The 26,020-nt window shown below is 29.6% G+C and carries 22 protein-coding genes; 12 read left to right on the plus strand and 10 right to left on the minus strand.

Translation table 11 applies throughout. The features are described from left to right. Positions 1–179: 179 nt before the first annotated feature. Positions 180–1,994, minus strand: coding sequence for a Xaa-Pro dipeptidyl-peptidase (locus tag SHK09_RS12340; protein WP_319811089.1), 1,815 nt, complete (start codon positions 1,992–1,994; stop codon positions 180–182). A gap of 6 nt (positions 1,995–2,000) precedes the next feature. Continuing rightward, on the minus strand, positions 2,001–3,923 hold the full coding sequence (locus SHK09_RS12345; RefSeq protein WP_319811090.1) for a CocE/NonD family hydrolase: 1,923 nt from the start codon (positions 3,921–3,923) through the stop codon (positions 2,001–2,003). Between the two features lie 267 nt (positions 3,924–4,190). Here SHK09_RS12345 and SHK09_RS12350 point away from each other — a divergent pair, with 267 nt between their 5' ends. Together SHK09_RS12350 and SHK09_RS12355 are read left to right on the plus strand one after the other, a co-directional pair. Then, the gene (locus tag SHK09_RS12350) at positions 4,191–4,937 is read left to right on the plus strand and encodes a DJ-1/PfpI family protein (RefSeq protein WP_319811091.1); all 747 of its coding nucleotides are present in this window, start codon (positions 4,191–4,193) and stop codon (positions 4,935–4,937) included. Positions 4,938–6,077: 1,140 nt separating this feature from the next. Further along, entirely contained in the window at positions 6,078–8,045 is a 1,968-nt protein-coding gene (locus tag SHK09_RS12355) for a YgiQ family radical SAM protein (RefSeq protein ID WP_319811092.1), read from the plus strand. Between the two features lie 66 nt (positions 8,046–8,111). Here the strand turns inward: SHK09_RS12355 and SHK09_RS12360 are convergent, their stop codons facing one another. From SHK09_RS12360 to SHK09_RS12390, 7 genes are all read right to left on the minus strand, one after another. Then, positions 8,112–8,843 carry a LytR/AlgR family response regulator transcription factor gene (locus SHK09_RS12360; protein WP_319811093.1) on the minus strand — a complete coding sequence of 244 codons (732 nt, stop codon included), beginning with the start codon at positions 8,841–8,843 and terminating at the stop codon, positions 8,112–8,114. Then, a complete protein-coding gene (locus tag SHK09_RS12365; protein ID WP_319811094.1) occupies positions 8,840–9,904 on the minus strand; it encodes a sensor histidine kinase in 1,065 nt (354 codons plus the stop codon). Before SHK09_RS12365 ends, SHK09_RS12360 begins: the two co-directional genes overlap by 4 nt. A gap of 366 nt (positions 9,905–10,270) precedes the next feature. Then, entirely contained in the window at positions 10,271–11,734 is a 1,464-nt protein-coding gene (locus SHK09_RS12370; RefSeq protein ID WP_319811095.1) for an NAD(P)/FAD-dependent oxidoreductase, read from the minus strand. Positions 11,735–11,819: 85 nt separating this feature from the next. Beyond that, complete coding sequence (locus tag SHK09_RS12375; protein ID WP_319811096.1) at positions 11,820–12,641, minus strand: class I SAM-dependent methyltransferase; 822 nt, start codon at positions 12,639–12,641, stop codon at positions 11,820–11,822. An 82-nt stretch (positions 12,642–12,723) separates the two neighbouring features. Continuing rightward, positions 12,724–13,611, minus strand: coding sequence for a dienelactone hydrolase family protein (locus SHK09_RS12380; RefSeq protein WP_319811097.1), 888 nt, complete (start codon positions 13,609–13,611; stop codon positions 12,724–12,726). A 32-nt stretch (positions 13,612–13,643) separates the two neighbouring features. Continuing rightward, positions 13,644–14,207, minus strand: a complete 564-nt coding sequence (locus SHK09_RS12385) for a PAS domain-containing protein (RefSeq protein ID WP_319811098.1) — start codon at positions 14,205–14,207, stop codon at positions 13,644–13,646. A 58-nt stretch (positions 14,208–14,265) separates the two neighbouring features. Next, the gene (locus SHK09_RS12390; RefSeq protein ID WP_319811099.1) at positions 14,266–14,814 is read right to left on the minus strand and encodes a sigma-70 family RNA polymerase sigma factor; all 549 of its coding nucleotides are present in this window, start codon (positions 14,812–14,814) and stop codon (positions 14,266–14,268) included. A gap of 383 nt (positions 14,815–15,197) precedes the next feature. On the opposite strand from SHK09_RS12390, the gene SHK09_RS12395 reads away from it, so the two are divergent. The 6 genes from SHK09_RS12395 to SHK09_RS12420 are packed head-to-tail and all read left to right on the plus strand — an operon-like array spanning position 15,198 to position 18,416. Next, positions 15,198–15,701 carry a GbsR/MarR family transcriptional regulator gene (locus SHK09_RS12395; RefSeq protein WP_319811100.1) on the plus strand — a complete coding sequence of 168 codons (504 nt, stop codon included), beginning with the start codon at positions 15,198–15,200 and terminating at the stop codon, positions 15,699–15,701. 38 nt (positions 15,702–15,739) lie between these two features. Further along, a complete protein-coding gene (locus SHK09_RS12400) occupies positions 15,740–16,117 on the plus strand; it encodes a hypothetical protein (RefSeq protein ID WP_319811101.1) in 378 nt (125 codons plus the stop codon). Further along, positions 16,114–16,458, plus strand: coding sequence for a hypothetical protein (locus SHK09_RS12405; protein WP_319811102.1), 345 nt, complete (start codon positions 16,114–16,116; stop codon positions 16,456–16,458). Before SHK09_RS12400 ends, SHK09_RS12405 begins: the two co-directional genes overlap by 4 nt. A gap of 33 nt (positions 16,459–16,491) precedes the next feature. Next, positions 16,492–16,863, plus strand: coding sequence for a hypothetical protein (locus SHK09_RS12410; RefSeq protein ID WP_319811103.1), 372 nt, complete (start codon positions 16,492–16,494; stop codon positions 16,861–16,863). A 5-nt stretch (positions 16,864–16,868) separates the two neighbouring features. Next, the gene (locus SHK09_RS12415; RefSeq protein WP_319811104.1) at positions 16,869–17,771 is read left to right on the plus strand and encodes a TIGR01777 family oxidoreductase; all 903 of its coding nucleotides are present in this window, start codon (positions 16,869–16,871) and stop codon (positions 17,769–17,771) included. Between the two features lie 9 nt (positions 17,772–17,780). After that, positions 17,781–18,416, plus strand: coding sequence for a hypothetical protein (locus SHK09_RS12420; RefSeq protein ID WP_319811105.1), 636 nt, complete (start codon positions 17,781–17,783; stop codon positions 18,414–18,416). Positions 18,417–18,493: 77 nt separating this feature from the next. On the opposite strand, the gene SHK09_RS12425 is transcribed toward SHK09_RS12420, so the two are convergent. Then, positions 18,494–21,928 carry a methylmalonyl-CoA mutase family protein gene (locus SHK09_RS12425; protein ID WP_319811106.1) on the minus strand — a complete coding sequence of 1,145 codons (3,435 nt, stop codon included), beginning with the start codon at positions 21,926–21,928 and terminating at the stop codon, positions 18,494–18,496. Positions 21,929–22,107: 179 nt separating this feature from the next. On the opposite strand from SHK09_RS12425, the gene SHK09_RS12430 reads away from it, so the two are divergent. From SHK09_RS12430 to SHK09_RS12445, 4 genes are all read left to right on the plus strand, one after another. Beyond that, positions 22,108–22,656, plus strand: a complete 549-nt coding sequence (locus SHK09_RS12430) for a DUF4136 domain-containing protein (protein ID WP_319811107.1) — start codon at positions 22,108–22,110, stop codon at positions 22,654–22,656. Between the two features lie 59 nt (positions 22,657–22,715). Further along, the gene (locus SHK09_RS12435; RefSeq protein WP_319811108.1) at positions 22,716–22,880 is read left to right on the plus strand and encodes a DUF5522 domain-containing protein; all 165 of its coding nucleotides are present in this window, start codon (positions 22,716–22,718) and stop codon (positions 22,878–22,880) included. Between the two features lie 48 nt (positions 22,881–22,928). Beyond that, entirely contained in the window at positions 22,929–23,633 is a 705-nt protein-coding gene (locus SHK09_RS12440) for a DUF4197 domain-containing protein (RefSeq protein WP_319811109.1), read from the plus strand. Positions 23,634–24,086: 453 nt separating this feature from the next. After that, complete coding sequence (locus SHK09_RS12445) at positions 24,087–25,520, plus strand: AraC family transcriptional regulator (RefSeq protein ID WP_319811110.1); 1,434 nt, start codon at positions 24,087–24,089, stop codon at positions 25,518–25,520. Positions 25,521–26,020: the final 500 nt, after the last annotated feature.

Consider the following 26,020-nt stretch of genomic DNA (forward strand, 5'->3'; position numbering starts at 1 on the left):
ACTTTTAGCTTCCTCTAAGCTAAGGAAACTATTTTAAAACCTTCTTAAATTAAATACGTATTTTTTAAAGAGTAAGTTTTTATTTTATAGAATTTAAATTTAAAATAAGTTTTTTAAACAATAAAAAAGGTCTTGATAATTTATTACCAAGACCTTTTTTTTATTTTCTAAAAGTATAATTATTCAGTTGCCTTCATAAAAGCCTCCTTACCGCCAACTACAGGTATAGTAATAGAAGTGCCGTTTAAATCTACGGTTAATTCTGTTCCTGGTTCTGGTAAAAGAGTATAATTGTTATCACTAGAAAAAATCATTAAACCAATTTGTTGCCCTTTTTTTATAATCTGGTCATCTGGTTGTAAATTAAAAGTCATTTCATAAAACTTACCTTCTTTTAAAGGAGCACTTTTAGTTAATGATTTATAATTTTGTAAATCTGCCCAACCACGTGTAATTATATTGTCTGTAATTTTTGTTCTTCTACCAGAATTCCAAGGTAAAGAAACCAACCAAACAGATAAATTTACAGCAGCTTTACTACTTGCTGCTTTTATAGTAATAGAGCTTAAACCAGAAAGATGAAGATCTTCTTTTAAAGTAGGAGAAACATAAATTAAACGATGATTTGTATAAGCTGCTTGCGCCAATGTTTCACCAGAAAAAGAGTAATTATCTACTAAAGTTTCTTTTACTTTAGATGTTTTATTTAATGATAATTTACCAGCTTTTGGTGCTCCTTCTCCTAAGAAAAGTGTTACATCTTTAGCATCTGGGTTTGGGTAAGCTGCATATGGTGTTGGTTCATTTTTTTTGTCATTTTCTCTAACAATCCAAGCTTTTGGGTCGTTTTCAACATTATTTTTAATTCCGTGTAAATAACGCGTAAACCAACGATTCATCATTTTCATTGGTGGTGGACCTCCATGACCATTTTGGTGATAAAAAATTTGAGAAGGAATTCCCATTTCTTTTGCTCTCTTATAAATTCTATAGCTATGCTCTGGCATTACATTCCAATCATTAAAACCATGAGACATTAACAAGGCAGCTTTCATAGGTTTCATATCGTTTAAATAATCTCTACCAGCCCAAAAATCATTATAATCTCCAGAAGCTCTGTCCATTCCATTTGCTAATTCTGTATCTCTTATAACCTTATTATTATGTGGTCTATTTGCTTCTTTTCCACTATGAATGTAATCGTACAAAACATCTATATCTTCACCCAAATAACCTCCAGGAGAACGCACTAAACCGTTAGAACGATAATAATGATAATAAGAAGTATTTGGTGCAACAGGAATAATTGCTTCTAAACCGTTAACACCAGTTGTAGCTGCTGCTAAAGGAATTGTTCCGTTATAAGAAGTACCTGTCATTCCCACTTTTCCTGTAGCCCAAAAAGCTTTTACTTCTTCATTACCTTCTCTTTCTGTAAAACCTTTTGCTCGTCCGTTTAACCAATCTATAACTGCTTTTGGCGCTAAAGATTCGTTATCTCCACCAACTGTTGGCGATCCATCAGATAAACCAGTTCCTGGCGAAGAAGAATGCACAACAATATAACCTCTAGGTACCCAAGTTTTAACTTGAGAATTCGAAATAATAGGTCTTTTTCCTCTTCGTTGAACTTCTACTCTTGTTCTTTGTTTTTCTTTTGCACCAATTTCATGTTTTACCTCCCAAAATAAACCAGGAGTATCTGCAGCAACACCAGCATAATAAGGGCTAGATTCATAAATTACAGGTAATTTTAAACCTTCTGTTTCTGTTTGCGCAGGTCTAGTTACATCTACATGCATTCTATCTAGTTTACCATCACCGTCTGTGTCAAACGTAGTTTCTACCCATAAATCTGTACGAATCCATTTGCTAGTATCATTAAACGCTTCAACAATTTGTGCTTCACCGTCTTTAAAAATTGGTGTTGCTTTTTCTTGTGCATTTGTTTTTGCTGCAAAAACAAATAAAAGTAATAAAAGTATTTTTTTCATTTTAGTTTATTTTAAAACAGAGAATTCAATTGAAGAATCTGTAAAAACGGTATGTGTTTGTGTTTTAAAATCTTTCTCATCTGCTTTGTAAATATTGTCTACATACGTTTGCGGATTTAAATCGATTAAAGGAAACCAAGTACTTTGCACCTGAATTTGCACTTTATGACCTTTTTTAAACGTGTGAAAAACATCTTGTAATGTAATATTCACATCTGTTTTTTTATTTGGAGTAAAAGGTTCTGGTTTTTCGAAGCTATTTCTAAAACGACCACGTAAAACTTCACTTCTAACCATTAAATGATAATTACTCATTTTTAAATGATCTTGTAATTTATTGTTGTTTTCTTTTAAATTATCAGGATGAACATCTATTACCTTCACAATCCAATCTGCAGCAGAACCCGTAGTTGCTACTTTTAATTTTGCTAAAATATCTCCGGCCAACGTAAATTCTTCCGTTAAAACATCAGTTTCAAAAACCAAAACATCTGGTCTTCTTGCAGCAAAACGTTGGTCGTCTGTCATGTATTTACGTGGCGTAAAAACCGTTTTAATATCCTCAGAATAAGGAACAGGATGTTTTATATCACTAATAAAACTAATTTTTTCTGTTGATTTTTTAGTTGAAGTTAATTCTTGATTTTCAGACAAAAACCAATCTTCTTTTACCACATTTTTAGGAGGCCAAACATCAAAAGAGTTCCATTCTTTTTTACCGGAATCAAAAACATATGCTTCTGGCAAACCAGAGTTTTTATCACCTTTTCCTTTTAAGAAATGATTAAAGAACTTTGTTTCTATATTAGACTGAAATTTCAAAGAAATAGAATCTCCAAAATAATAATTACCCACATAATTTTCTACGGTATTTCTAGACCATTTCCCATGATCCCAAGGACCAAAAACTAAAGTGTTATAATTGTCTTTACCGTTTTTTTCTATCGCTTTGTAAGTAGATAAAGGTCCGTATAAATCTTCTGCATCAAACTCACCACCAACAATCATTGTTGCAACAGTAGAAGGTACTTTATCTAAATGCTGAATAATACCTTTACTTTTCCAGTTTTCATCATAATTAGGATGTTCTACAATTTCTTTCCAGAAAAAATCATCTATTCTATCTTTATTCTCAGCTGTTTTAACATCTAATTTGTCGTACTGAAAATATTCGTTTAAGTTTTTTAAAGGTCCTTTGTCTAAGAAAAACTGATATTGATCTTGCGAATTCATTTTAGGAAAAGAATACCAAGCAGAATCTGTTGGTGTATCTTTGTAAGTACCAAATAAAGAAATCGCTCTAAAATAGCTTAACATAAAAGCGCCATTATGATGAAAATCATCAAAGAAAAAATCGCCAATACACGCTTGAGGCGAAGCTGCTTTTAAAGCAGGATGTGCGTCAATAGTAGAAATTGTCGCATAATGCCCAGGATATGAAATTCCCCAAGTACCAACATTTCCGTTGTTGTTTTCTACATTTTTTATCAACCAATCGATGGTGTCATAGGTATCTGAAACTTCATCAGATTGTTTTGCTGTTTTATTAGGGATATACGCACGCATATTATCATAAACACCTTCACTCATCCAGCGTCCACGAACATCTTGATACACCACAATATTTCCCTCTTTCATTAAATGAACATTCGGACTAATTTTGGTTTTCATTTTTCCTTCTCCATATGGCGCAGAACTATAAGGTGTTCTTTGCATTAAAATAGGATAGTTGTTTGATGTGTTTTTTGGAGAATAGATTGTTGTATGCAGCTTAACGCCATCTCTCATTACAATATCTACTTCTTTCTTTGTATAATTATCAATTACATAAGTGTTTTTTTTCTTGCTTTTTTCTTCTTTTTCTTTTGTAGAATTACAAGAAGAAAATAAAAAAAGACTAAAAATGGTTAAGAGTAAGAGTTTTTTCATTTGAATGTTGATTTGTTTTGCATAAAATTACGAAACAAAAAAGAGTTGATGAAAATTCTTCTGTTAAAATGAAAATTGTTTTTTAGAAGCTATTTCCTGCTTTACACTATATCTTTTTTTTTCGTACCTCAAAAAAAAGGATGCCGTTTCAATCAGGGCTAAGAGTTTTTGCCAACTTTAGTTTAAAATAGAAAGTAAAATAATTGTTTATTAAGATGTTGTTAAAATCAATTTGAATACTTTTATGGTTGCTTAAAACATATAAAAATGAAAAGAGTTTTTTTATCCTTATTGCTAATTACCGTTATAGGTTGTCAATCTAAAAAAGTAGAAAATAACACAGAAAATATAAAGGAAGTTCAGGTTAAAAAAGTATTTCCAAAATTAGAAAAAGACAGGTATAATGTTGCTTTTTTAATTATGGACGGAACTTTTAATACAGAACTAACAGCGCCTTTCGATATTTTTCAGCACACCATTTTTAGAAAGAATATAAAGGCAATGAATGTGTTTACAGTTGCAAATACAGACAACCCAATTACAACTTTCGAAGGAATAAGAATTCTACCAGATTTTAATTACTTAAAAGATTCGCTACCAGAAATTGATATTTTAGTAGTTCCGTCTGCAGAACATCATTTAGATACAGATTTAGAAGATACTGCAATGATAGACTTTGTAAAACAAGTAGATAAAGAGGCAACTTATATTACTTCTCATTGCGATGGTGCTTTTGTTCTAGCAAAAGCAGGGTTGTTAAATGGCAAAGTTGCTACAACTTTTCCTAGTGATATAGATCAAATGAGAGAGACTTTTCCTGATTTGGATATAAGAAAAGAGGTGTTGTTTGTACATGATGGAAAATATATTACTTCTGCCGGTGGCGCAAAATCTTTTGAAGCCGCTTTGTATTTATGTGAATTTTTATACGGAAAAGAAGTGGCAAAATCTTTAGCTGGCGGTTTGGTAATAGATTGGAATGTAGATAAGGTTCCGCATTTAATTGTAGAGTAATTAATTTGTCTCCTAGAAAAAAGAGTTTTTTTTACACAATTGTCATTTCGACTTTAGCAGAAATCGCATAAATTTTGGTTAGTGTTGCGTTATCACTGTTATGAGATTTCTCCTTTCGTCTAAATGACAAATTTGTGGTGAATCGTGTGTTTAAAAAGACCTCACAGGTTTTCAAAACCTGTGAGGTCTGAATATGTTTTGGGATTTTTTTTTGAAACCTTCCTTATTAGGTTTTCAATACGCGTTATGGTTTGAAGCCATTCGAATAACTGTTTATATTTTAGCTTTTTTTCTTTGATTTATTTTGCTCTCGCTCGTTTGTATCGAGTGCCAATAACCTATAGAACATTTTATTCGGTACTCGTTACAAACGAGCACTAGCAGAGAATAAAGGAGTTGTCTCTGGGAATAAAGCGTATATTTTTTCAACAACTGTCATTTCGACTTTAGGAGAAATCGCATAAATTTTGGTGAGTGTTGGGTTATTACTGTTATGAGATTTCTCCTTTCGTCGAAATGACAAGTTTGTGGTGAATTGTGCGTTTAAAAAGACCTCACAGGTTTTGAAAACCTGTGAGGTCTGAATATGTTTTGGGATTTTTTTTTAAAAACCTTCCTTATTAGGTTTTCAATACGCGTTATGGTTTGAATCCATTCGAATAACTGTTTATATTTTAGCTTTTTTTCTTTGATTTATTTTGCTCTCGCTCGTTTGTATCGAGTGTCAATAGTATATAGAAGATTAGGTTCGGTACTCGTTACAAACGAGCACTAGCAGAGAATAGAGGAGTTGTCTCTGGGAATAAAGCGTATATTTTTTGAACAACTGTCATTTCGACTTTAGGAGAAATCGCATAAAGTTTAGTTGTTGTTATGATATCACTGTTATGAGATTTCTTTAAGCGTCTAAATGACAAGTTGGCGATTTTTTGTGTTTTTCTAATAAAATAGATTTTACTTTTTCTATTAGTTGGCAAACAAGTCTAGCCCTGATTGAAGCATTTGTTTGAGCTCTTTTTTATTCTTTTTCTGAATAAAAAAAGCGAGTGCGTAAAGCAGGAAATAGCTTCAAATACGATTCTAAAAGACATTTATAAAATAAGTGTTTATTCCATAAAATTTCTTGTATTTTTGCAAACTATGCAAGAACCTAAAAGACATCAGTTAACAGATTGGTTACCAACTACAAACAAGGAAGTGAAAATTCGTGGTTGGGAAGAACTAGACGTTATTTTATTTAGTGGAGACGCTTATGTAGATCATCCATCATTTGGACCTGCAGTAATAGGTCGTATTTTAGAAAGTTATGGCTTGCGTGTGGCAATTGTGCCGCAACCAAGTGTAAATGATAATTTGCAAGATTTTGAAAAATTAGGAAAGCCTCGTTTATTTTTTGGCGTTACGGGTGGTTGTATGGATCCTATGGTTTCTAATTATACTGCGAGTAAAAAACGAAGAGATAAAGATGCGTATACGCCAAATGGTGATAAAGGTTTTAGACCAGATTATGCAACTTCTGTGTATTCGAAAATACTAAAAGATAAATACCCAGATATACCTGTATTAATTGGAGGAATCGAAGCTTCTTTAAGACGTGTAACTCATTATGATTATTGGTCTGATAAATTATTACCGTCTATTTTAGAAACGTCTAAAGCAGATATGTTGGTCTATGGAATGGGAGAACAACCTTTGCGTGAAATTGTAGAATTAATGCAAAAAGGAGTGCCGTTTTCTAGTTTAAAAAATATTAAACAAACAGCTGTTTTTGTTGATGAAAAGGTAGAGAAATTACCGAATGTAAATGATTGGGAAGATGTTACAATTAATTCTCATAAAGCTTGTTTAGCAGATAAAAAGACTTTTGCTTCTAATTTTAAAGTAATAGAGCAGGAGTCTAATAAGTTAAAGGCAAGGAGAATTTTACAAGAAGTTGAAGGGAAAACGTTGGTAATAAATCCGCCATACCCAACAATGACAGAAAAGGAAATTGATGGTTCTTTCGATTTACCTTTTACACGTTTACCACATCCAAAATATGACAAACGTGGACCAATACCTGCGTTTGAAATGATAAAATTTTCTATAAACATTCACAGAGGATGTTTTGGTGGTTGTAGTTTTTGTACAATTTCTGCACACCAAGGTAAGTTTATTGCCAGTAGAAGTCAGGAATCTGTTTTAAAGGAAATAGATAAAGTGGCAAATATGCCAGATTTTAAAGGATATTTATCTGATATTGGTGGACCTTCTGCAAATATGTATCAGATGAAAGGGAAAGTACAATCTATTTGCGATAAATGTGTTGCGCCTAGTTGTATTTCGCCTGTGATTTGTTCTAATTTAGATACGTCTCATAAACCTTTAACGGAATTATACCAAGCGGTTGATAAACATCCGAAGATTAAAAAATCTTTTATTGGAAGTGGAATTAGACATGATATGTTGGTGCCAGAATTCAATAAAAACGCAGATCCAAAAGAATTGGATGCGTATACAGAAGAGGTAATGACCAAGCATGTTTCTGGTCGATTAAAAGTGGCGCCAGAACATACTTCTGACCCGGTTTTAAAACTGATGCGTAAACCGTCTTTTAAATATTTTCATATGTTTAAAGAGCGTTTCGATAAGATAAATATTAAGAAGAAATTAAACCTTCAATTAATTCCGTATTTTATTTCTAGTCACCCAGCAAGTGAGGTAGAAGACATGGCAAATTTAGCTGCAGAGACCAAAGATATGGGCTTTCAGTTAGAGCAAGTGCAAGGTTTTACACCAACACCAATGACGGTTGCAACGGTTATTTATTATTCAGGATATCATCCGTATACTTTAAAACCTACAAAAACGCCAAAAACAAAAAAGGAACGTGAAGACCAACATAAATTTTTCTTTTGGTATAAGAAAGAAAATAAAGATTGGATTAAAAACACGTTGAATAAAGTAGGAAGACAAGATTTATTACAAAAACTATTACCAGAAAATAATTCTTGGAAAAAGAACAAAAATGCGAAAGAAGTAAAGAATACTTTTGATGATGCTGTGCCTGTTCCTTTTAATAAGAGAAAGAAAAAAGTAAGTAGAGCTCCTAAGAAAAAAAGGAGATAAGCTTAAATTGATATTCAAATTTTAATAAAAAAAAAGTCATTGTAATTAAACAATGACTTTTTTTTATTAAAAACTAAGTTGTTCTTTAAATAAGTAAGATTGTCTTCTAGAAATTTCTACTTCTTCACCAGAATTCATTTCCACTTTTAATTTTCCATTAAACCAAGAGACTACTTTTTTTACATGATTTATGTTAATAATCTGTTGTCTATTGGCTTTAAAAAATACTTCTTTAGGTAATTTTTCTTCTACTTGTGCCAGCGATTTATAGATTAATGGTTTATTATTCTCAAAGTAGACACGCGTATAGTTTCCTAAAATTTCGAATAAAGAAATATCTTCAATTTTAACCAACCAGCATTTTTCACCATCTTTTATAAAGATTTGTTTATCTAAGCTTAAAGCGTCTACGTTTTTAGTTTCAGTTTTTGTGGTATTGCTAATGCTTTCAATTACTTTCTCTATGCTCTTAGAAAAACGTTTTTGATTAATTGGTTTTAATAGATAATCAAAAGCATTGTACTCGAAAGATTTAATAGCATATTCATCAAAAGCAGTTGTAAATATGGTAGTAGGAACTTCATCTAACATTTCTAACAATTCGAATCCATCTTTTTCTGGCATGTTAATATCTAAAAAAAGTACATCGGGTTTTGTTTCATTAATCAACTTAAAACCATCGTCTACATTTTCTGCCTCTCCTAAAATTTCAATTTCTTTGTGCTCTTTAATTAATTCTTTTAATTCATTACGAGCTAAACGAGAATCTTCTACAATAACAGCTTTTAATTTTATCATGTTAGTGGAATTTTAATAGTGGCAACCACTTGGTTTTCTATTTCTCTTAATTTAAAAGTAGCAGCTTCACCATAAAGTAACTCTAGTCTTTTCTTAATGTTTTTTAAACCTAATTGTGTACTATTTTCACTTCTCTGTAAAGACCCAGAATTGGTTACTTCAATTTGTAATTGAGTATCTTTTATAGAAGTTGATAAACTTACTTTACCACCGTTTTTTAAATTAGATATTCCGTGTTTTAAAGCGTTTTCAATTAGCATTTGAACAATCATTGGCGGAATTTGTTTACTTAAAGAAGCATTGTCTATATGAGTTTCGAAATGTAAACGATTCTCAAATTGGATTTTAGAAATAGCAACATAATTTTCTACCATTTCTAATTCATCTTCTAATGAAATAGAATTTATATCGCTTTTTGTTAAAGAATAACGCAGCGTTTCCGATAAACTTGTAAGCATATTTCTAGCTTTACCAACATCTTCTAGCATAAGGCCGCGAATATTATTTAAGCTGTTAAACATAAAATGCGGATTAATTTGCCCTTTTAAAGTGTTTAGTTGAGATTCTTTTAGATTTGCTTCTAGTTCTAATTGTCTAAATTGTACTGTTTTTAATTGATGAAAAATCTTAATTGTTAAAAAAACAAAAAGCCAGATAATAAATAAGGTAGCAAAATAGAATACATTATATATTTTACCAGTAAAAGTCATCTCTGAACTTGGTTGGTATTTAGCATATTGTTGAACAATATTAAGAATTGGCCAAATTAGCAACGTGTATAATACTTGAACAATAAGAAAAGTGATAAGAATTTTCCAGACAATTGTTTTCCAATTATCCTTAAAGTTAATTTTCTTATCAATAAAAAAAGAGATTGCAAACGATAAAGTAAAAGCTAAAAGTGCACATGCAAAAGTTTCTAACCAATAATATAATATTTTTTCTGGCGGTAATTCTGCTTCGGTAAGAAATAGTTTTGGGCCTGCTAATGTTGCTGTAAACAAAAGAAACCATACCAATAGGTTAGATGTTATATAAAATTTATTAAGAGATAATTTCATTTATTAATTTTGTAATGATCTAACTTACAATTTAAATTGTAAGTTTTTTTACTTGTAAATTATTAATAATGCTACTTTAAACTTACCACAATACTATTTGTATAACAAATTCTACTATTGCTTTAACGATCTCTACTGCTGCTTTAACTATAATAATCATAATTTGGTCGATTTTAGAATTATAATGTAAATGTATGTTACAGTTTCGTTTTTTTATTTAAAAATATGACAAGCGGTAATTCTAATGTAAGCAACGGAAAGTCTATTTATTTAGTTAACAAAGTTTTATAGATGAGGTGTTTGTATAACAAGATATCTATTTTTAGCTTATTAAATTGAGTTTTTTAAAGTACAAAAGATTAATTTTTAATTCGGTTCTTTGGGAGATTTTCTATGTTTTCCTCTTGGTCCATCTCCTTTATAAAGTACAATTTCTGAATGTAATAACTGAGCGGCTTCTGCAGAACTTTTTACTTTAGAAGCACTTCGTTCTAACATTTCAGTTTCAAAAGTAGTTAATGCATTTTCTCTTATTCCGTTTTCTTTCCAATGAGATAAGGAGTTGCACCCTTTATATATTTCTCTTGCTAATGAAAGTGCATCTAATAATGCTTGATTTGCACCTTGGCCTTTAAACGGACTCATAGGATGTGCTGCATCTCCAATAAGTGTAACATTACTCTCTTTTTGTAATAAATCTGCTTTTAATAATTCTCTATCGTATACAGGATAACCAGAAATTTGTGTTTCATTAGTTGCAGCTATAATTTGAGGAATAGGAGTGTGCCATTTAGTTCTATTAATTGCTTCTTCCTTAAGAGCTCTAGCACCTTGTAAATTTAGTTCTTTTGCTTTTTTTTCTGATACAGGAAAGCTAAGTTGCCACATTATCGAGTCTGAATCATACGGCATCATATAAATTCTTTCATTACCATTTGCAGTTTGAAATACAGTTGCAGCATCTAATAAAGGGCTTCTAATTTCTTCTAATTTATTTAAGGGGCAAATACCTAAAATTACAATACAATCTAAATAGCGTAAAGGTGATATTTTTTCACCAAAAAGTAATTTTCTTATGGTACTTCGAATTCCGTCTGCACCAACAACAAGGTCTGCTGTTGCATATTTTATTTTGTTATTTACTTGAAAACTTAATTTTACACCTTCGTCTTTAGAGGTACTAAAGTTTAATAATTGATGTCCCCAACTTACTTTATTATCTCCACCAAGTTGTTCTAGCAATGCTAAACGTAAAGACTGTCTTGCAATGTGTATATTGGTTCTTTTTGGTGATGTTTTAGCTTCTGGTCGTCCCCATTTTCTTATTCCCCATTCACCTATAATTTCTCCTTCTGTAGTATGAACTACGTGTCTGGTAGAGGTTATTCCGTTTTTTAAAGAAACAATACCTAAGCCTGTTATTGCTTTGCTAGCTTGTTGCAAAGTAAGACCGTATCCTTGAGATCGAGTATCGAAGCTCGCATCTCTTTCGTAAAGTGTAAAAGGAATTCCTCGATGTAAACAAGCTACAGCAAGTGCAACTCCACCAATTCCACCACCAATAATAGCTACATGAGGAAATTTTTCTTTGTCTGGGTTATTACGATTGGTAACTTTAACCAAACCAGCACCTTTACATTTTAAACAAGTGGTTATTTGATTTTTTGGAAGAATAGGAGCAACTCCGTTACAATTTTGTTCTTTAAACTGTTTTAAGGCTTTTTCATAATTGAGCAACGTTTTCTTTCGAACCCGTTGCTTTATTTTGCCATTACCTTTACAGTTCTTGCAAATAGTCCAATTAGTATCTTTTTTCGCTTCCTCTTCCAACTATTTTATCTTTACTAAGTTCTTCGATTTCGCCTCTCTAAAAAGCAATAAGGAAGTTCTTTTTTAAACTTTTAGAAAATTCTAATTATTTCTTTACAGCAATCATCATGTGAGGACTAAAAGGTAATAAATACTCATCATTCTGAGTAAGATTTTGTAATGCTTTTAAAGTTTTAGATTTCTTTTTATCTAGCATATTTGCAAAGTATTCGTTGTCTAACCAAATCATTCCTTCAACTGCAAAAAGATTTACAAACTTTAAATTTTGCTCTAAAAACTCTGCTTTTAAACCTTCTGGTTTGTGGTAAAAAGCATCTGCTAATAGAAAAGGAAAGTCTTTTGGTGCATCGTGCACACCTGTTGTAAGTTCTGCTTTACACATGTCGAAAAATGAGTTTGCATGTATCATTCCGTTCATTAAACCAACTACTGTAGAAGCTGTTGCGTTAATTGCGAAGCCTAAGATAATTCCACCTTTTTTTAAGACTCTTTTAGCTTCTATAATAGCAGCAACTCTATCTTCTTTTTTTTGTAAATGATATAAAGGTCCGTGAAGAATAACTAAATCTGCAGTATTTTCTTTAAAAGGTAGTTTTTTTGCTTCACCAATTGCAACAGTAAAAGGTTTTTTTAATTTCTTTGCTCTCTTTTCAGCTAGTTTAATGTGTTTTAAAACAGGTTCTATTAAATGTACTGTATGGTTGTTTTTTGCTAACCATTCAGAATATTTTCCTGTTCCACCGCCCACATCTATAATAGTACTGTTTGGTTTAGATATATGTTGTTGTATGAGATCTTTAATACGTTCAAATTCAAAAATACCCATTCCTTTTTCTAGTCTGGTTTCTTCTGAAGCTTTATTATAAAAATCGTCTAATTCTTTACTTATAAGAGTTTTCTTTTTCACCTTAAATATTTAAAGGATAAAAGTAATTAAAATATAGTGAAATAGTTTCCTGCTTTCGAGGGAATGATAAAAATGTAATTTATTATTTTAAGTGCTTGTTAAAGAAAGCAATGGTTCTTTCCCAAGATAAATCTGCAGCAGTTTCATCATATCTAGGAGTTGTGTTATTATGAAACCCGTGATTTACATTTGTATAGAAATGTGCTTCGTGTGTAATTGTGTTTTCTTTTAAAACTTTTTCAAAAGCTAGCCAACCCTCATTAACTCTTTTGTCTAATTCTGCATATTGTAGTAATAGAGGAGCTTTAATTTTGGCAGCATCTTTAGCTTCTGGTTGTCTACCATAATAAGGTACAGCTGCACTTAAGTCTGGTAATCTTACAGCCATCATATTAGAAATCCATCCTCCAAAACAGAAACCAACTACACCAACTTTTCCGTTACAATCTTTATGAGATTTTAAATAGTTATAACCTGCTATAAAGTCTTCTAGCATTTCATTTTTATCTCTTTTACTTTGCATTTCTCTACCTTCATCATCACTTCCAGGATAACCGCCCATTGGTGAAAGTGCATCGGGAGCTAAAGTTATAAAGCCTTCTAATGCTGCTCTTCTAGCAACATCTTTTATATACGGATTCAATCCGCGGTTTTCATGAACAACTATAATACCTGGTAATTTTGTTTTGATATCTTTCTGTACTGTTAATAAACCAGTCATCTTTAAACCTCCTTTTGGAGAAGCATAATTTATGGTTTCAGATTTTAATCTAGGATCATTAGATTTTACTACAATAGAATCTATATAATTTGGTGAAATAAAACTTAATAAAGCAGGTAATGTCATAGCACCAACAGCAAATAAAGATAGTTTTTGTAAAAACTCTTTTCTATCCATTTTGTTGTGAGCATAATCATCATATAAGTCAAACACTTCTTGACTAATATCTTCTTTCTTTATTTGTTTCATTGTCATTTAAATTTTATCGAGTTTTTTTAATATTAAAAGACTCTTTCTAACGCAATATAATGAGTTGTGTTTTTATAAGAGAGTGGAAATCCTTTTATTTCACATTCATAAGCCGTTTTATCTTCTCTATAATTTAATACAATTTCTTTAAAAGGCTTATTCTGAAGTATTTTTTCTCTAATTCTAGCACTTGTTCTTTTACAAGTGTCTTTTCCTTGTAAAAAAGAAGGTTTTTTCTTTAAGGCAAAGTTTTTATTAAAACCAGTCATTTTTTTAAAACCATCATTAACCCAAAGTATTTCTTGTTTAATGTTAGTTAATACGATAGTTTCAAAAGTCTCACCCTTAAAAATGTTATCAAGATTATTAGTCCATTGAAACTTAGAAGCAAACTCTTTTATGGTATTTATATCATTTTCTCTATTCAGTTTTTCCATCTCATCAGAAAAATAATCGATGTATAAGTCGAAACTCATTATTGGTAATTGAATAGATTCAGAACGTGTAAGAAGTGGTTTTATTGCATTGTATTCTTGCTCATCTTGCGAAGAGATAAACAAATCTAAGCACTTCATATTAGCTAAATTACTTCTCATTTTAAAATAAAATTTTGAATTTAACTGCTAAGCTATAAAAAATTGTTTAAACATTCCGTTAAAAAGTTAAACTACATACCTTACAATCTTCTTTTTCTTGAATTTCGCCTATTAAATCACCATTTTTATTTAAAGTAAACCCACAACAATCCATAAAACCTTGAGATATTAATTTTCTAGCACGTTGAATTTGAGATTTTGTAGTAGATAAACTCTGTTTAAGTTTATCTGCAACCTCTTGCTGTTTTAATCCTTTTATGTCTGATAGAAATAGAGGATCTCTATATTTTTTGGGTAAATGTTCTAAGATTCCTTTTAAACAATCTTTTTCTGTATGAGGTGTTTTTAAAAGAGCTGTTTCGTTTTCGAAATTTGCAATTTCAAATGTTTTATTTGTAGATTTCCAATAATCTAAAACTGAATTTCTAGCGATTGTAAAACACCAAGACTTTATTTTAGTATCATCTTTTAATGTGTGTAGTTTTGTATGAATCTTTATAAAAGTATCTTGTAGAATATCATCTGCAACTGTAGTATTTTTTACTTTACTGATAATAAAACGTTTTAAATCGTTAGAATAAGAAGCCCAAACTTGTTTTGTGTTCATAAATAAAAGTTTTATTTATTACTAGAACGAAGCAATTTTCAATAAAATAAAACGACTTCGTTCTTCGTAATAAAGTTTTTTAACAATTACAGTTATTGCATGTACAGTTTGTACAAGTACAATTTTTACAATCTCCAGTTTTACATCCGTCACAATTACAGTTACAATTTGTATTTTTCATGATAATATTTTTTATTGTTCATTTAATAGACAAACTAATCTTAAAAAAGATGCATTATTTTATAATTTTTTTTCAAATCTCTTATAAATAGAATCTAAGTATATTAAGATTTAAATTAAAGGTAATAATTAATACTTATTTAATTAAATATTTATGTTTCAATAATTACTGAAAGTTTAAAAAGATTTTGTATATTTGACCTATGAAATTAGACGAGGCAAAAAACAAATACATACAAACTTGGGGAAGTTTAGCAACCTCTTGGGGAATTAATAAAACAATGGCACAAGTACATGCTTTGTTATTAGTTTCTACAAAGCCACTTTCTGCAGAAGAAATTATGGATACTTTACAGATTTCTCGTGGAAATGTAAATATGAATGTAAGAGCTTTAATCGATTGGGGAATTGTATCTAAGGAATTTGTAGTAGGGGAACGTAAAGAGTTTTTTGTTGCCGATAAAGATATTTGGGAATTGTTTAAACAAATAACCAAAGAGCGCAAGAAAAGAGAAATTGAACCTGTTTTAAAAGTACTAGAAGATTTACAACAAGTTGATGATTTTACAGAGGAAGGAGCTCAATTTAAAAAGGTATTAGGAGATTTGTCTACCGTTACTACAAAAGTGAATAACCTATTAGAAAAAGCCATTAAAGCAGATGAACATTGGTTGTTATCTAATTTCACAAAACTAATAAAAAAGTAAAAAAATTTGCAAATAAACTTTCAAATATTTCTGAAACTATGAAAATAAATATCTTAATAACAACTTGGATTAATAGAGTTTTAATGCTTCCATTTGTAATCAGTTTACTTGCAGGAATTGTCAATTTAGAGTTTTTATACTATGGAGCATTAATTGCTTTAGCGGTTGGTGGTTTTCAATTATTTTCATTTCTATTAACGCTATGCTACTTTAATCGATTAGCGAGTAGTACAAGAAAAAACATGTCAATTTATATAAGTATTGTGTTACTATATTTTGTAAGCAGTTATCTTCTTTTGGAAGTTTATACTCTTTTTGAAGAGAAAGAATTCATAAAAATTATTTTTTGGACACTACCAGTAGTATTATCTCTTCTCTGGACATACATATTAGAATCTATAAATAATAAAATATGACCCAATTAACCTACATACTCTACGTTTTACTTTCAAGTACAATTGTAATTCTCGTTGGAAATTGGTGTTATAAAAACGGAAAAGTATACATCTTAAGTTATTTTCCTGATGATCTTAATTTTGGTAACGGAATTAATAAACTACTAAGAATAGCCTACTATTTATTAAATCTTGGTTTGGCAATTTGGAGCTTACATTCTATAAGAGAAATCAATAACTCAGTTGAGGTAATTATAGAAATAAGTAGAAGGTTAAGTTTTATTTTATTGATAATTGCAGCGCTTCATTTTATCAATATTTATACAGTGTATTTAATCCATAAACATTTTAAAAAGGACTAAATAAATTTAAATTAATACTAAAAATCAATAATTATGAACACTTCATTAGAATTAATCGCGTACATCATTTATTTACCAATTGCTATAGGACTTACAACTTTGGTGTCTCAACATTTATTTAAAAACAGTAAAATATTTATGTTAGATATTTTTCATCAGAAAGTAGAAATTGCAATGGCAACCAACAAGCTCTTTAAAATAGGATTTTATTTACTAAACATTGGTTTTGCTTTAAGAATTATCAAAATTTATGGGTTAGCAGATTATACAGATTTAGTAGAAACCTTAAGTAGTAAAATAGGTGGTTTCTCTATTTATTTAGGGGTTGTAATGATTGCTTTTATTCTGTTCTTTTTAAAAGGAAGAAAAGCAAGTAAAGAGAATAATTTAAAAACTAATTCGTAGAAATTATGAAAATAGTAATCGCTGGTGGAACTGGATATTTAGGAGAACTTTTAATAAATCATTTTTTAAAAGACAAAAAGAATTCAATTTATATACTAAGTAGAAAGCAATTAATAAATACTGGGCGTGTTTCTTATCTAAAATGGAATGGAAGTACAGAAGGATATTGGACTAACTTATTAGAAGGAACAGATGTATTGATAAATTTAACAGGAAAATCTGTAAATTGTAGCTATACAGAGGCTAATAAAGCGGTAATTTATAGCAGTAGAATAGACAGTACAAATCTACTTTGTAATGTTGTTCAGAAATTAAAGTTTCCGCCAAAAGTATTTATTCAATCTTCATCAGCAACTATTTATAGACATTCAGAAGATTTATTGATGACAGAAAGAAAAGGAGAAATTGGTACCGATTTTTCTATGGATGTTTGCAAGAAATGGGAAACCACTTTTAATTCATTTCATTTACCAAAAACTACAAAAATAATTACAAGAACTTCTATTGTAATGGGTAACAATGGTGGAGCGTTTCCTATTATTAAGAGGTTAACAAAATTTGGATTTGGAGGAAAACAAGGCAACGGAAATCAGTTTATAAGTTTTATTACCGAGGAAGATTATGTAAATGCAATTGAGTTTTTAATTGATAAAGAAGCTGGGGTTTATAATCTATGCGTTCCCAATCCTATTAAAAACAAAGACTTTCAGAAGAAATTAAGACAGAAAATGAATTGTTTCATTGGAATACCAACGCCGAAGTTTTTATTAAAAATAGGTGGAATAATCATAGGTACAGAAGCTGAATTAATTTTGAAAAGTAGAAAAGTATATCCTGAAAAATTATTAGAAAAAGGATTTGAGTTTTCTACTTCTAATTTTGATGAATTCTGTAGTTTTGTCGCTTAAATAAAAATTATGAAAATAAAAATATTTTTAACTTTAGCAGTTGTTGCAGTCGTTTTAAGCCTGTCTTCTTGTAAAGCATCTAAACAATATGTTCAGTATATTTCTAAAAAAGAAAATATTATAACACCAGAAACAAAGAATGTTATTGTTTTTGCAACAGAAGATATAAGGGTAAATGAATTTAAAAAAACATTTGACAAGAATTTTATTGATAAAAGAGTTTTTGTAAATGATTTTATGACAGATTTTTCTAAGCAAGCAAAACTTAATAACCTTTTTTCTAAGGTTTCAATAGATAATAAAAGTACAGCTTATTCTTCTGTAAATTTAGAGAATACAGATTATGTAATTTATTTTTCGAATATTGAAGTTACAAATAGAGTAGAGTGGAGAAATTCTGGAGGAATGGGAATGAATGGAATGGGAGGAATGCAAACTACATCTGTAGAATATTGTATTTTAAATATAAAAGTAGAGATCTATGACGCAAAGAACAATAAAGAAGTTTTAGATTTTGTAGCCATTGGAGAAGCTTCCGTTTTCTTATTTAATTTTACAAAAACTTTTCAAAAAGCAAAAGAAAGAGCAATTGAACATATTGTTAATTATTTAAAATTAGGGAAAACAGAATACACAAAGTATTAGTTTTTTGTAAAGTTTAAAAATAAAAAATCCGCACAAATTTGTGCGGATTTTTATAACTTATATGCAAACATTGTTTGCTACATATTTCTTCTATACTGTCCACCAACTTTAAACAGCGCTTCTGTAATTTGCCCTAAAGAACAAATTTTGGTTGCTTCCATTAATTTATCAAATAAGTTTTCATTTTGTATTGCAGCTTCCTGTAAAATTGCAATTTGAGCAGCAACTTCAGTAGGGTTTGCATTGTTTAATAAATCTTTCGTCTTAATTTGAAATTGTTTCTCTTCTTCCGTTGCACGAATTACTTCTGCAGGCTGAACCGTAGGAGAACCTTTAGAACTTAAAAAAGTATTTACACCAATAATTGGGAATTCTCCATTGTGTTTTAAGGTTTCATAATACAAACTTTCTTCTTGTATTTTAGAACGCTGATACATCGTTTCCATAGCGCCTAAAACGCCACCACGTTCTGTAATTCTATCAAATTCATCTAATACTGCAGTTTCAACTAAATCGGTTAATTCTTCAATAATAAATGCACCTTGTATTGGGTTTTCATTCTTAGTTAAACCTAATTCTTTGTTGATAATTAATTGAATTGCCATGGCTCTTCTTACCGACTCTTCTGTAGGCGTTGTAATTGCTTCGTCATAGGCATTTGTATGTAGCGAATTACAATTGTCATTAATTGCATACAAAGCTTGCAACGTAGTTCTAATATCGTTAAAATCGATTTCTTGCGCGTGTAAAGAACGACCAGAAGTCTGAATATGATACTTTAACATTTGTGCTCTTGGGTTTGCGCCATATTTATTTTTCATGGCTTTTGCCCAAATTTTACGAGCAACTCTACCGATAACTGAATATTCTGGGTCAATTCCGTTTGAGAAAAAGAAAGATAAGTTTGGACCGAATTTGTTAATGTCCATTCCACGGCTTAAATAATACTCAACATAGGTAAATCCGTTAGACAATGTTAACGCCAATTGCGTAATTGGGTTTGCACCCGCTTCTGCAATATGATATCCAGAGATAGAAACCGAATAAAAATTTCTTACTTGTTTTTCGATGAAATATTCTTGCACATCACCCATTAAACGCAATGCAAATTCTGTAGAAAAAATACAGGTATTTTGTGCCTGATCTTCTTTTAAAATATCCGCTTGTACCGTTCCTCTAACTTGTGCTAGTGTGTCTTTTTTTATTTGTTGATAAACGTCTGATGGTAAAACTAAGTCCCCAGTTAAACCTAAAAGCATTAACCCTAAACCATTATTTCCTTCAGGTAATTCACCTTGATATGTTGGTCTTTCTAATCCTTTTAGATCATAAACTTCTAAAAAAGTAGCTTCAACACGTTTTTCTAACTTGTTTTCTATAATGTATTTCTCACAATTCTGATCAATGGCAGCATTCATAAAGAAACCTAACAACATAGGTGCTGGTCCATTTATAGTCATAGAAACAGAAGTCATATGATGACTTAAATCGAAACCAGAATACAATTTTTTAGCATCATCTAAACAACAAATTGAAACTCCTGCATTACCAATTTTCCCATAAACATCTGGTCTTTTTCCTGGATCATTACCATATAAGGTAACAGAATCAAACGCCGTAGAAAGACGTTTTGCGTCCATACCTAAACTTACATAATGAAAACGTCTGTTTGTTCTTTCTGGTCCACCTTCACCAGCAAACATTCTTGTAGGATCTTCACCTGTTCTTTTAAACGGATACAAACCTGCTGTGTACGGGAATTCTCCCGGAACATTTTCTTGTAAATTCCAACGTAATAAATCTCCCCAAGCTTTATATTTTGGTAAAGCAACTTTAGGAATTTGTGTATGCGATAGCGATTCGCTGTGTGTTTCTATGTTAATTTCTTTATCACGAACTTTAAACGTGTAAATTGGGTCTTTATATTTCTGAACCTTTTCTTGCCAATTCAAAATAACTTCCCAATTATAAGGATCTAGATTTAATTTTACTTTTTCGAATTGAGCCAACAATAATTTTAGAAATTCTTTATCATCTTCAGTAATTTCAAGAGAAAGAATTTTATCTTCATTTAAGCCCGTTTTAATAATTTCTACGGATGAATTTGTGATAGACTCAATAGTTTGATAAATTCCATATAATTTCTGAGCAACCACAACTTGGTCGTCTACTTTTTTGTCATACGCTCTGTTACTTTCTGCAATTTCAGATAAATAACGAACTCTTGCAGGCGGAATTACAAAGATTTTTTCAGACATTTCTTTGGTAATTTCCATTTTAGATTTTAAATCTACACCTGTTTTTTCAACCAACTTGTCCATAATACTTTTGTACAAAGTATTCATTCCAGGGTCGTTAAATTGAGAAGCAATAGTACCATAAACAGGTAAATCATCTTGATGAATATGCCACAAATTATTGTTACGCATATATTGTTTTTTTACATCTCTAACAGCATCTAAAGCGCCACGTTTATCAAACTTATTAATGGCAACTAAATCTGCATAATCTAGCATGTCAATTTTTTCTAACTGAGTTGCTGCACCAAATTCTGGTGTCATAACATATAAAGAAGTATCAGAATGTTCTATAATTTCGGTGTCGGATTGTCCGATACCAGAAGTTTCTAAAATAATTAAATCGAATTCTGCAGCCTTTAAAACTTGTACCGCTTCATTTACATATTTAGACAAAGCTAAATTAGATTGTCTTGTTGCTAAAGAACGCATATATACACGAGAATCGTTTATAGCATTCATTCTAATTCTATCACCTAAAAGTGCACCACCTGTTTTTCTTTTTGATGGATCTACAGAAATTAAACCAATAGTTTTTTCTGGAAAATCGATTAAAAATCGACGAACTAATTCATCTACCAAAGAAGATTTTCCAGAGCCACCAGTTCCTGTAATTCCTAGAACAGGTGTTTTAGAATCTTTATTTTTAATATGAATTTTATCTAAAGTTTCTTTTGCAATTTTAGGAAAATTTTCTGCAGAAGAAATTACTCTTGCAATTTTACCAATTTCTTTATTTGCTAATTCTTTTAGATCTACATTTAATTCATCTCCAACAGCAAAGTCAGAAATTTGTACCAAATCGTTAATCATACCTTGCAAACCTAAAGCTCTACCGTCATCTGGAGAATAAATTCGAGTAACTCCATAATCCATTAATTCTTTAATTTCTGCAGGCAGAATTACGCCACCTCCACCACCAAAAATCTTAATGTGTCCTGCACCTCTTTCTTGCAGTAAATCGAACATGTATTTAAAATACTCATTATGTCCTCCTTGATAAGATGTAATTGCAATGGCATTTACATCTTCTTGAATTGCACAATTAACAACCTCTTCAACAGATCTATCGTGGCCTAAGTGAATAACTTCAACTCCTGTAGACTGAATAATTCTGCGCATAATATTTATGGCAGCATCGTGTCCGTCAAAAAGAGCAGCAGCAGTTACAATTCGTACTTTGTATGTAGGTTTATATGGTTTAATTTGTTCCATTCGTAATAAATGTTATATTTTGTGTGTGCAATTTACGAAAATCCTAAAAAAATATAGAATTCTTTAACGTTTTATAAAATAAAATTAACAAGGTGTTCTTTTTATGATCAAAGTACATTAGAATATGGCATAATTATTGGTATCTTTAAAAAGATAATTAATATTTTAAATTCTTCATTATGAAATATATAAAACCACTATTATTACTACTTGTTATAGCATTCTCTTCTTGTAGTTCTGTTAAAGTTGCTACAGATTATGATACTAAAGTAGACTTTAATAAATATAAAACATATGCTTTTTACAAAACGGGTATAGATAAAGCTGAAATTTCTGATTTAGATAAAAAAAGGATTTTAAGAGCTATTGAAGCAGAACTTTCTATTTTAGGAATGACTAAAGCTTCGAACCCAGATATGTTAGTGAGTATTTTTACAAAATCTAGAGAGAAAGTAAATGTAAATCAAAATCGAAATAATTATGGTTATGGTTTCGGTTGGGGTTGGAATCCTTGGATGGGAAATGGAATGAATAATAACGTTAATGTTTCTCAATATACAGAAGGAACTCTTTTTATCGATTTTATAGATAAAGAAAAGAAAGAGTTGGTTTGGCAAGGTGTTGGTACAGGTGCTTTAAAAATAGATAATAGAGAAAAAAAAGAAGCTAGAATTAAAGAGTTTGTTAAAGAAATAGTTTCTAGGTTTCCTCCAGGGAAAAATAAATAAATTAAAATTAGCGTTCTTATGAACGCTTTTTTTATGCTCGAATGTGTTATTTTTGCAACATGTATAATAAAAGAATTCCCTTAGAAGAAGGAGACTATTATGTAAATGAACAGGGTTATAATGTTTTTACAGAGAAGTTTCATTTAAAGAGAGGTCATTGCTGTAAAAGCGGTTGTAAACACTGCCCTTATGGTTATGATAAAAAGACAGATACCTTTAAATAAAGTGACGTTTACAAGAAATAAGTTTCATAAGAATAGATAAATAAAAAAATGATTAAAAAAATTTTAGTTTTAGTAATTGCAATACAATTTGCAGGATGTGCAGAGTTACAAAAAGTAGTAAATAATTTACCAAGTGGAGGCGCTTTGTCTCAAGACCAAATAGGTAATGGTTTAAAAGAAGCTTTAGATAACGGAATTAAGAACCAAGTTTCTAAATTAACTTCTAAAGACGGTTTTTATAAAAACCAATTAGTAAAAATTATTTTACCAGAAGAATTACAAGCTGTAGATAAAGGTTTACGTAAAATAGGTTTAGGTAATTTAGCAGATGAAGGTATTAAAGTTTTAAATAGAGCTGCAGAAGATGCTGTAAAAACTGCTACTCCAATTTTTGTGAACGCTGTTAAAGAAATTACATTTAATGATGCAAAAAATATCCTTTTGGGAGATAAGAATGCAGCTACAAGTTTTCTTCAAACAAAAACACAACAAAGTTTATATGCAAGTTTTACACCTGTAATAGATAAATCATTTTCTAAGGTAGGAGCAGATAAAGTTTGGAGTAACTTAATTTCTAGATATAATTCTATTCCTTTTGTTAAAAGTGTTAATCCAGATTTAACACAATATGTTACAGAACAAGCTCTAAAAGGTGTTTTTACTATGATTGAGGTTGAAGAAAAAGGAATTCGTGAAAAAGTAGGTTTAAGAAATTCTGCTTTATTAAAACAAGTATTTGCTTTGCAAGATTAATTAAACAAAAATATTAAGGTGTAAGACACATTTTAATAATTGTATTTAAAAGCAGGAGTTTTAGATTTTTATCTAAAACTCCTGCTTTTTTTATGAAAATAAAAAATGTTTTTATATAAAGTTAAAACTTGTGTGCTTGTTTTTAAGGGTTTAGGTTTCTTAAGTTTAATTTTAATTAATTCGTTTGTAAGTAGGAATTATTTATATCGACTATAGTTTTAATTAAATGAAGTATAGAGAAATTCGATTTCAGTAATAATATTTTCTCTAGATGTATAGTAACTTTTAATTATAAGATTTATTTAGAGTTTTTTTAAAAAATTAAAATTTTTCTAAGTTTGTTTCGTTTGTCGTTAGGAGAAGAGAGTAAAGTACTTAAGAATATTTTTTAATGTTATAAAATATTAGATTAGTTATTGCTAATTCAAATTATTAAAATAAAACAATAACTAGATGCGTATTAATATAAGATTTATGGTGTTTAGTCTTTACAAAACGATATCACTATTAATTGTACTATTTTTTTGCAACGTAAATAACATACAAGCCTCAAACATTAAAACTAAAAAAGTAAAGGCTAATTATATAAAAGAAATAATAGCATCTTCAACAAACAAAAAAATAGAAAGTTTAGTAATAAAACTACCTTATCTACAGGATGAAAAAGAAACTGTAAAGGATTTAAGGAAACAAGTTAATTTGTTAGATTATAGAACTTCTGAATTAGTACAAAAATCTGATGGGTATGTTGATTTTGAGAAAAAGTATAAAACAATTTTAGACATTTTTCTTATTTTCTTTTTTGCTTCTGGCTCAATAGGTTTCTTTATTTCAGTTGCTCTAAACCTAAGAAGAAAAGGAGATACTATTGCTAATTTATTAATAAGTTTATTTGTCTTACTTCATTCTTTATTTATCATAATTTTATGCTTATACCTATCTAATTATATTTGTAATTTTTTCAATATTATTGGTTTTATATTATCATCTTCATTTCTATATGGACCTTTGTTATATTTCTATTTTAAAAGAACTACAGAACAATATATTTTTAAAACGACAGATATATTACACTTATTACCAACTATATTTTTATTAGGGTATATTTTTCAAAATTATCTCTTTCTTTCTGAAGGAAAAGTACATTTTTTCCATACTAAAGATACCGTTTTCGATTTAGGTCTAATAAGTGTTATAGTATTAAAAGCCATCTCTTTATTAACTTATGGTGTTTTAGTTTACTTAATTTATTGTAAAAATAAAACCAAACTAACAAAACCCCATTCAAAAGCTTTAAGATGGCAAAAAAATATGATGATTCTTAACCTGCTTTATGCTCTTGTTTATTTGCCATATGTTATTTGTTTATTTTTAAACATGCCCTACGTTTTTATTTACACGCAATCTTTTTTACTGTCTATAATTATTTTATATGTAGGCACTGTAGCTTACGTTCAACCAGAAATATTTAGTAATAATTTTATTTTAGACAAATTAAAATATGGAAAATCTGGATTAACAGATGGATTTTCTATAGAGCTAAAAAAAGAATTATTAAAATTGTTTTACGAAGAAAAAATATATAAAAAAAGCGACATTACTTTAGAAAAACTGGCGGAGAAGTTGGGTACAACAAGGCATAATGTCTCTCAAGTTATAAACCAGCATTTCGATATGAACTTTTTTAATTTAATAAATAAATTTAGAATTATTGAAGCTACAGAAATACTGAAAAATAATTTTAATAACAATTTACGAATTATAGATGTAGCTTATGATGTTGGATTTAATAATAAAGTGACTTTCAATAAGGCTTTTAAAGCAGAAATAAAAATGACACCTAGTCAGTTTATAAATAAAAAGGATACGTTAGGATTTATTTCTTAAATCGAGTAAGATACTTTTGTCTAAATTTTATCTTAACCTCTAATTTTATATTAGTAGGTATCTTTCCTTTTCTTCACTTCCTTTTATAGAATTTATTACTTCTTATTCACAAATAAAATAATGCTCTATATCTAATCTTAGGTATAATTTGTTGTCTCATATGAAGTTTATTTGAGGAAAATCAATAATTATTTCTTTCAACTTTATTTCTAGAGACCTTATTTTTTATCAATATATGTAGATTTCTAATAGCAAGTTTTATAAGATTAATTAATAATACAAGAGTATCAACTCTCTTATAGTTAGTTTTATTAAAAGTAAAAAAAAATAGAGTAAAATACGAGTAAAACCTTATCGGAATAGTTAGTTTTTATAGGGATTAACGTTGTTTTTGGTCAAAAGCATTTCTTTTGAAAAGTATTTGAATTAACAAGAAGGTGTTAAGATTTTTTATCAATTAGAGATTGTTTTTGCACAAAAAACATTTTTTAGTTAATGCC

The sequence above is a fragment of the Polaribacter sp. PL03 genome, from assembly GCF_033875165.1.
Classification (GTDB): domain Bacteria; phylum Bacteroidota; class Bacteroidia; order Flavobacteriales; family Flavobacteriaceae; genus Polaribacter.

Coding starts and splice junctions, on each gene's coding strand:
- SHK09_RS12340 (WP_319811089.1), bottom strand. CDS start 1,994: ATGAAAAAAATACTTTTATTACTTTTATTTGTTTTTGCAGCAAAAACA.
- SHK09_RS12345 (WP_319811090.1), bottom strand. CDS start 3,923: ATGAAAAAACTCTTACTCTTAACCATTTTTAGTCTTTTTTTATTTTCT.
- SHK09_RS12350 (WP_319811091.1), top strand. CDS start 4,191: ATGAAAAGAGTTTTTTTATCCTTATTGCTAATTACCGTTATAGGTTGT.
- SHK09_RS12355 (WP_319811092.1), top strand. CDS start 6,078: ATGCAAGAACCTAAAAGACATCAGTTAACAGATTGGTTACCAACTACA.
- SHK09_RS12360 (WP_319811093.1), bottom strand. CDS start 8,843: ATGATAAAATTAAAAGCTGTTATTGTAGAAGATTCTCGTTTAGCTCGT.
- SHK09_RS12365 (WP_319811094.1), bottom strand. CDS start 9,904: ATGAAATTATCTCTTAATAAATTTTATATAACATCTAACCTATTGGTA.
- SHK09_RS12380 (WP_319811097.1), bottom strand. CDS start 13,611: ATGAAACAAATAAAGAAAGAAGATATTAGTCAAGAAGTGTTTGACTTA.
- SHK09_RS12385 (WP_319811098.1), bottom strand. CDS start 14,207: ATGAGAAGTAATTTAGCTAATATGAAGTGCTTAGATTTGTTTATCTCT.
- SHK09_RS12390 (WP_319811099.1), bottom strand. CDS start 14,814: ATGAACACAAAACAAGTTTGGGCTTCTTATTCTAACGATTTAAAACGT.
- SHK09_RS12395 (WP_319811100.1), top strand. CDS start 15,198: ATGAAATTAGACGAGGCAAAAAACAAATACATACAAACTTGGGGAAGT.
- SHK09_RS12400 (WP_319811101.1), top strand. CDS start 15,740: ATGAAAATAAATATCTTAATAACAACTTGGATTAATAGAGTTTTAATG.
- SHK09_RS12405 (WP_319811102.1), top strand. CDS start 16,114: ATGACCCAATTAACCTACATACTCTACGTTTTACTTTCAAGTACAATT.
- SHK09_RS12410 (WP_319811103.1), top strand. CDS start 16,492: ATGAACACTTCATTAGAATTAATCGCGTACATCATTTATTTACCAATT.
- SHK09_RS12415 (WP_319811104.1), top strand. CDS start 16,869: ATGAAAATAGTAATCGCTGGTGGAACTGGATATTTAGGAGAACTTTTA.
- SHK09_RS12420 (WP_319811105.1), top strand. CDS start 17,781: ATGAAAATAAAAATATTTTTAACTTTAGCAGTTGTTGCAGTCGTTTTA.
- SHK09_RS12425 (WP_319811106.1), bottom strand. CDS start 21,928: ATGGAACAAATTAAACCATATAAACCTACATACAAAGTACGAATTGTA.
- SHK09_RS12430 (WP_319811107.1), top strand. CDS start 22,108: ATGAAATATATAAAACCACTATTATTACTACTTGTTATAGCATTCTCT.
- SHK09_RS12435 (WP_319811108.1), top strand. CDS start 22,716: ATGTATAATAAAAGAATTCCCTTAGAAGAAGGAGACTATTATGTAAAT.
- SHK09_RS12440 (WP_319811109.1), top strand. CDS start 22,929: ATGATTAAAAAAATTTTAGTTTTAGTAATTGCAATACAATTTGCAGGA.
- SHK09_RS12445 (WP_319811110.1), top strand. CDS start 24,087: ATGCGTATTAATATAAGATTTATGGTGTTTAGTCTTTACAAAACGATA.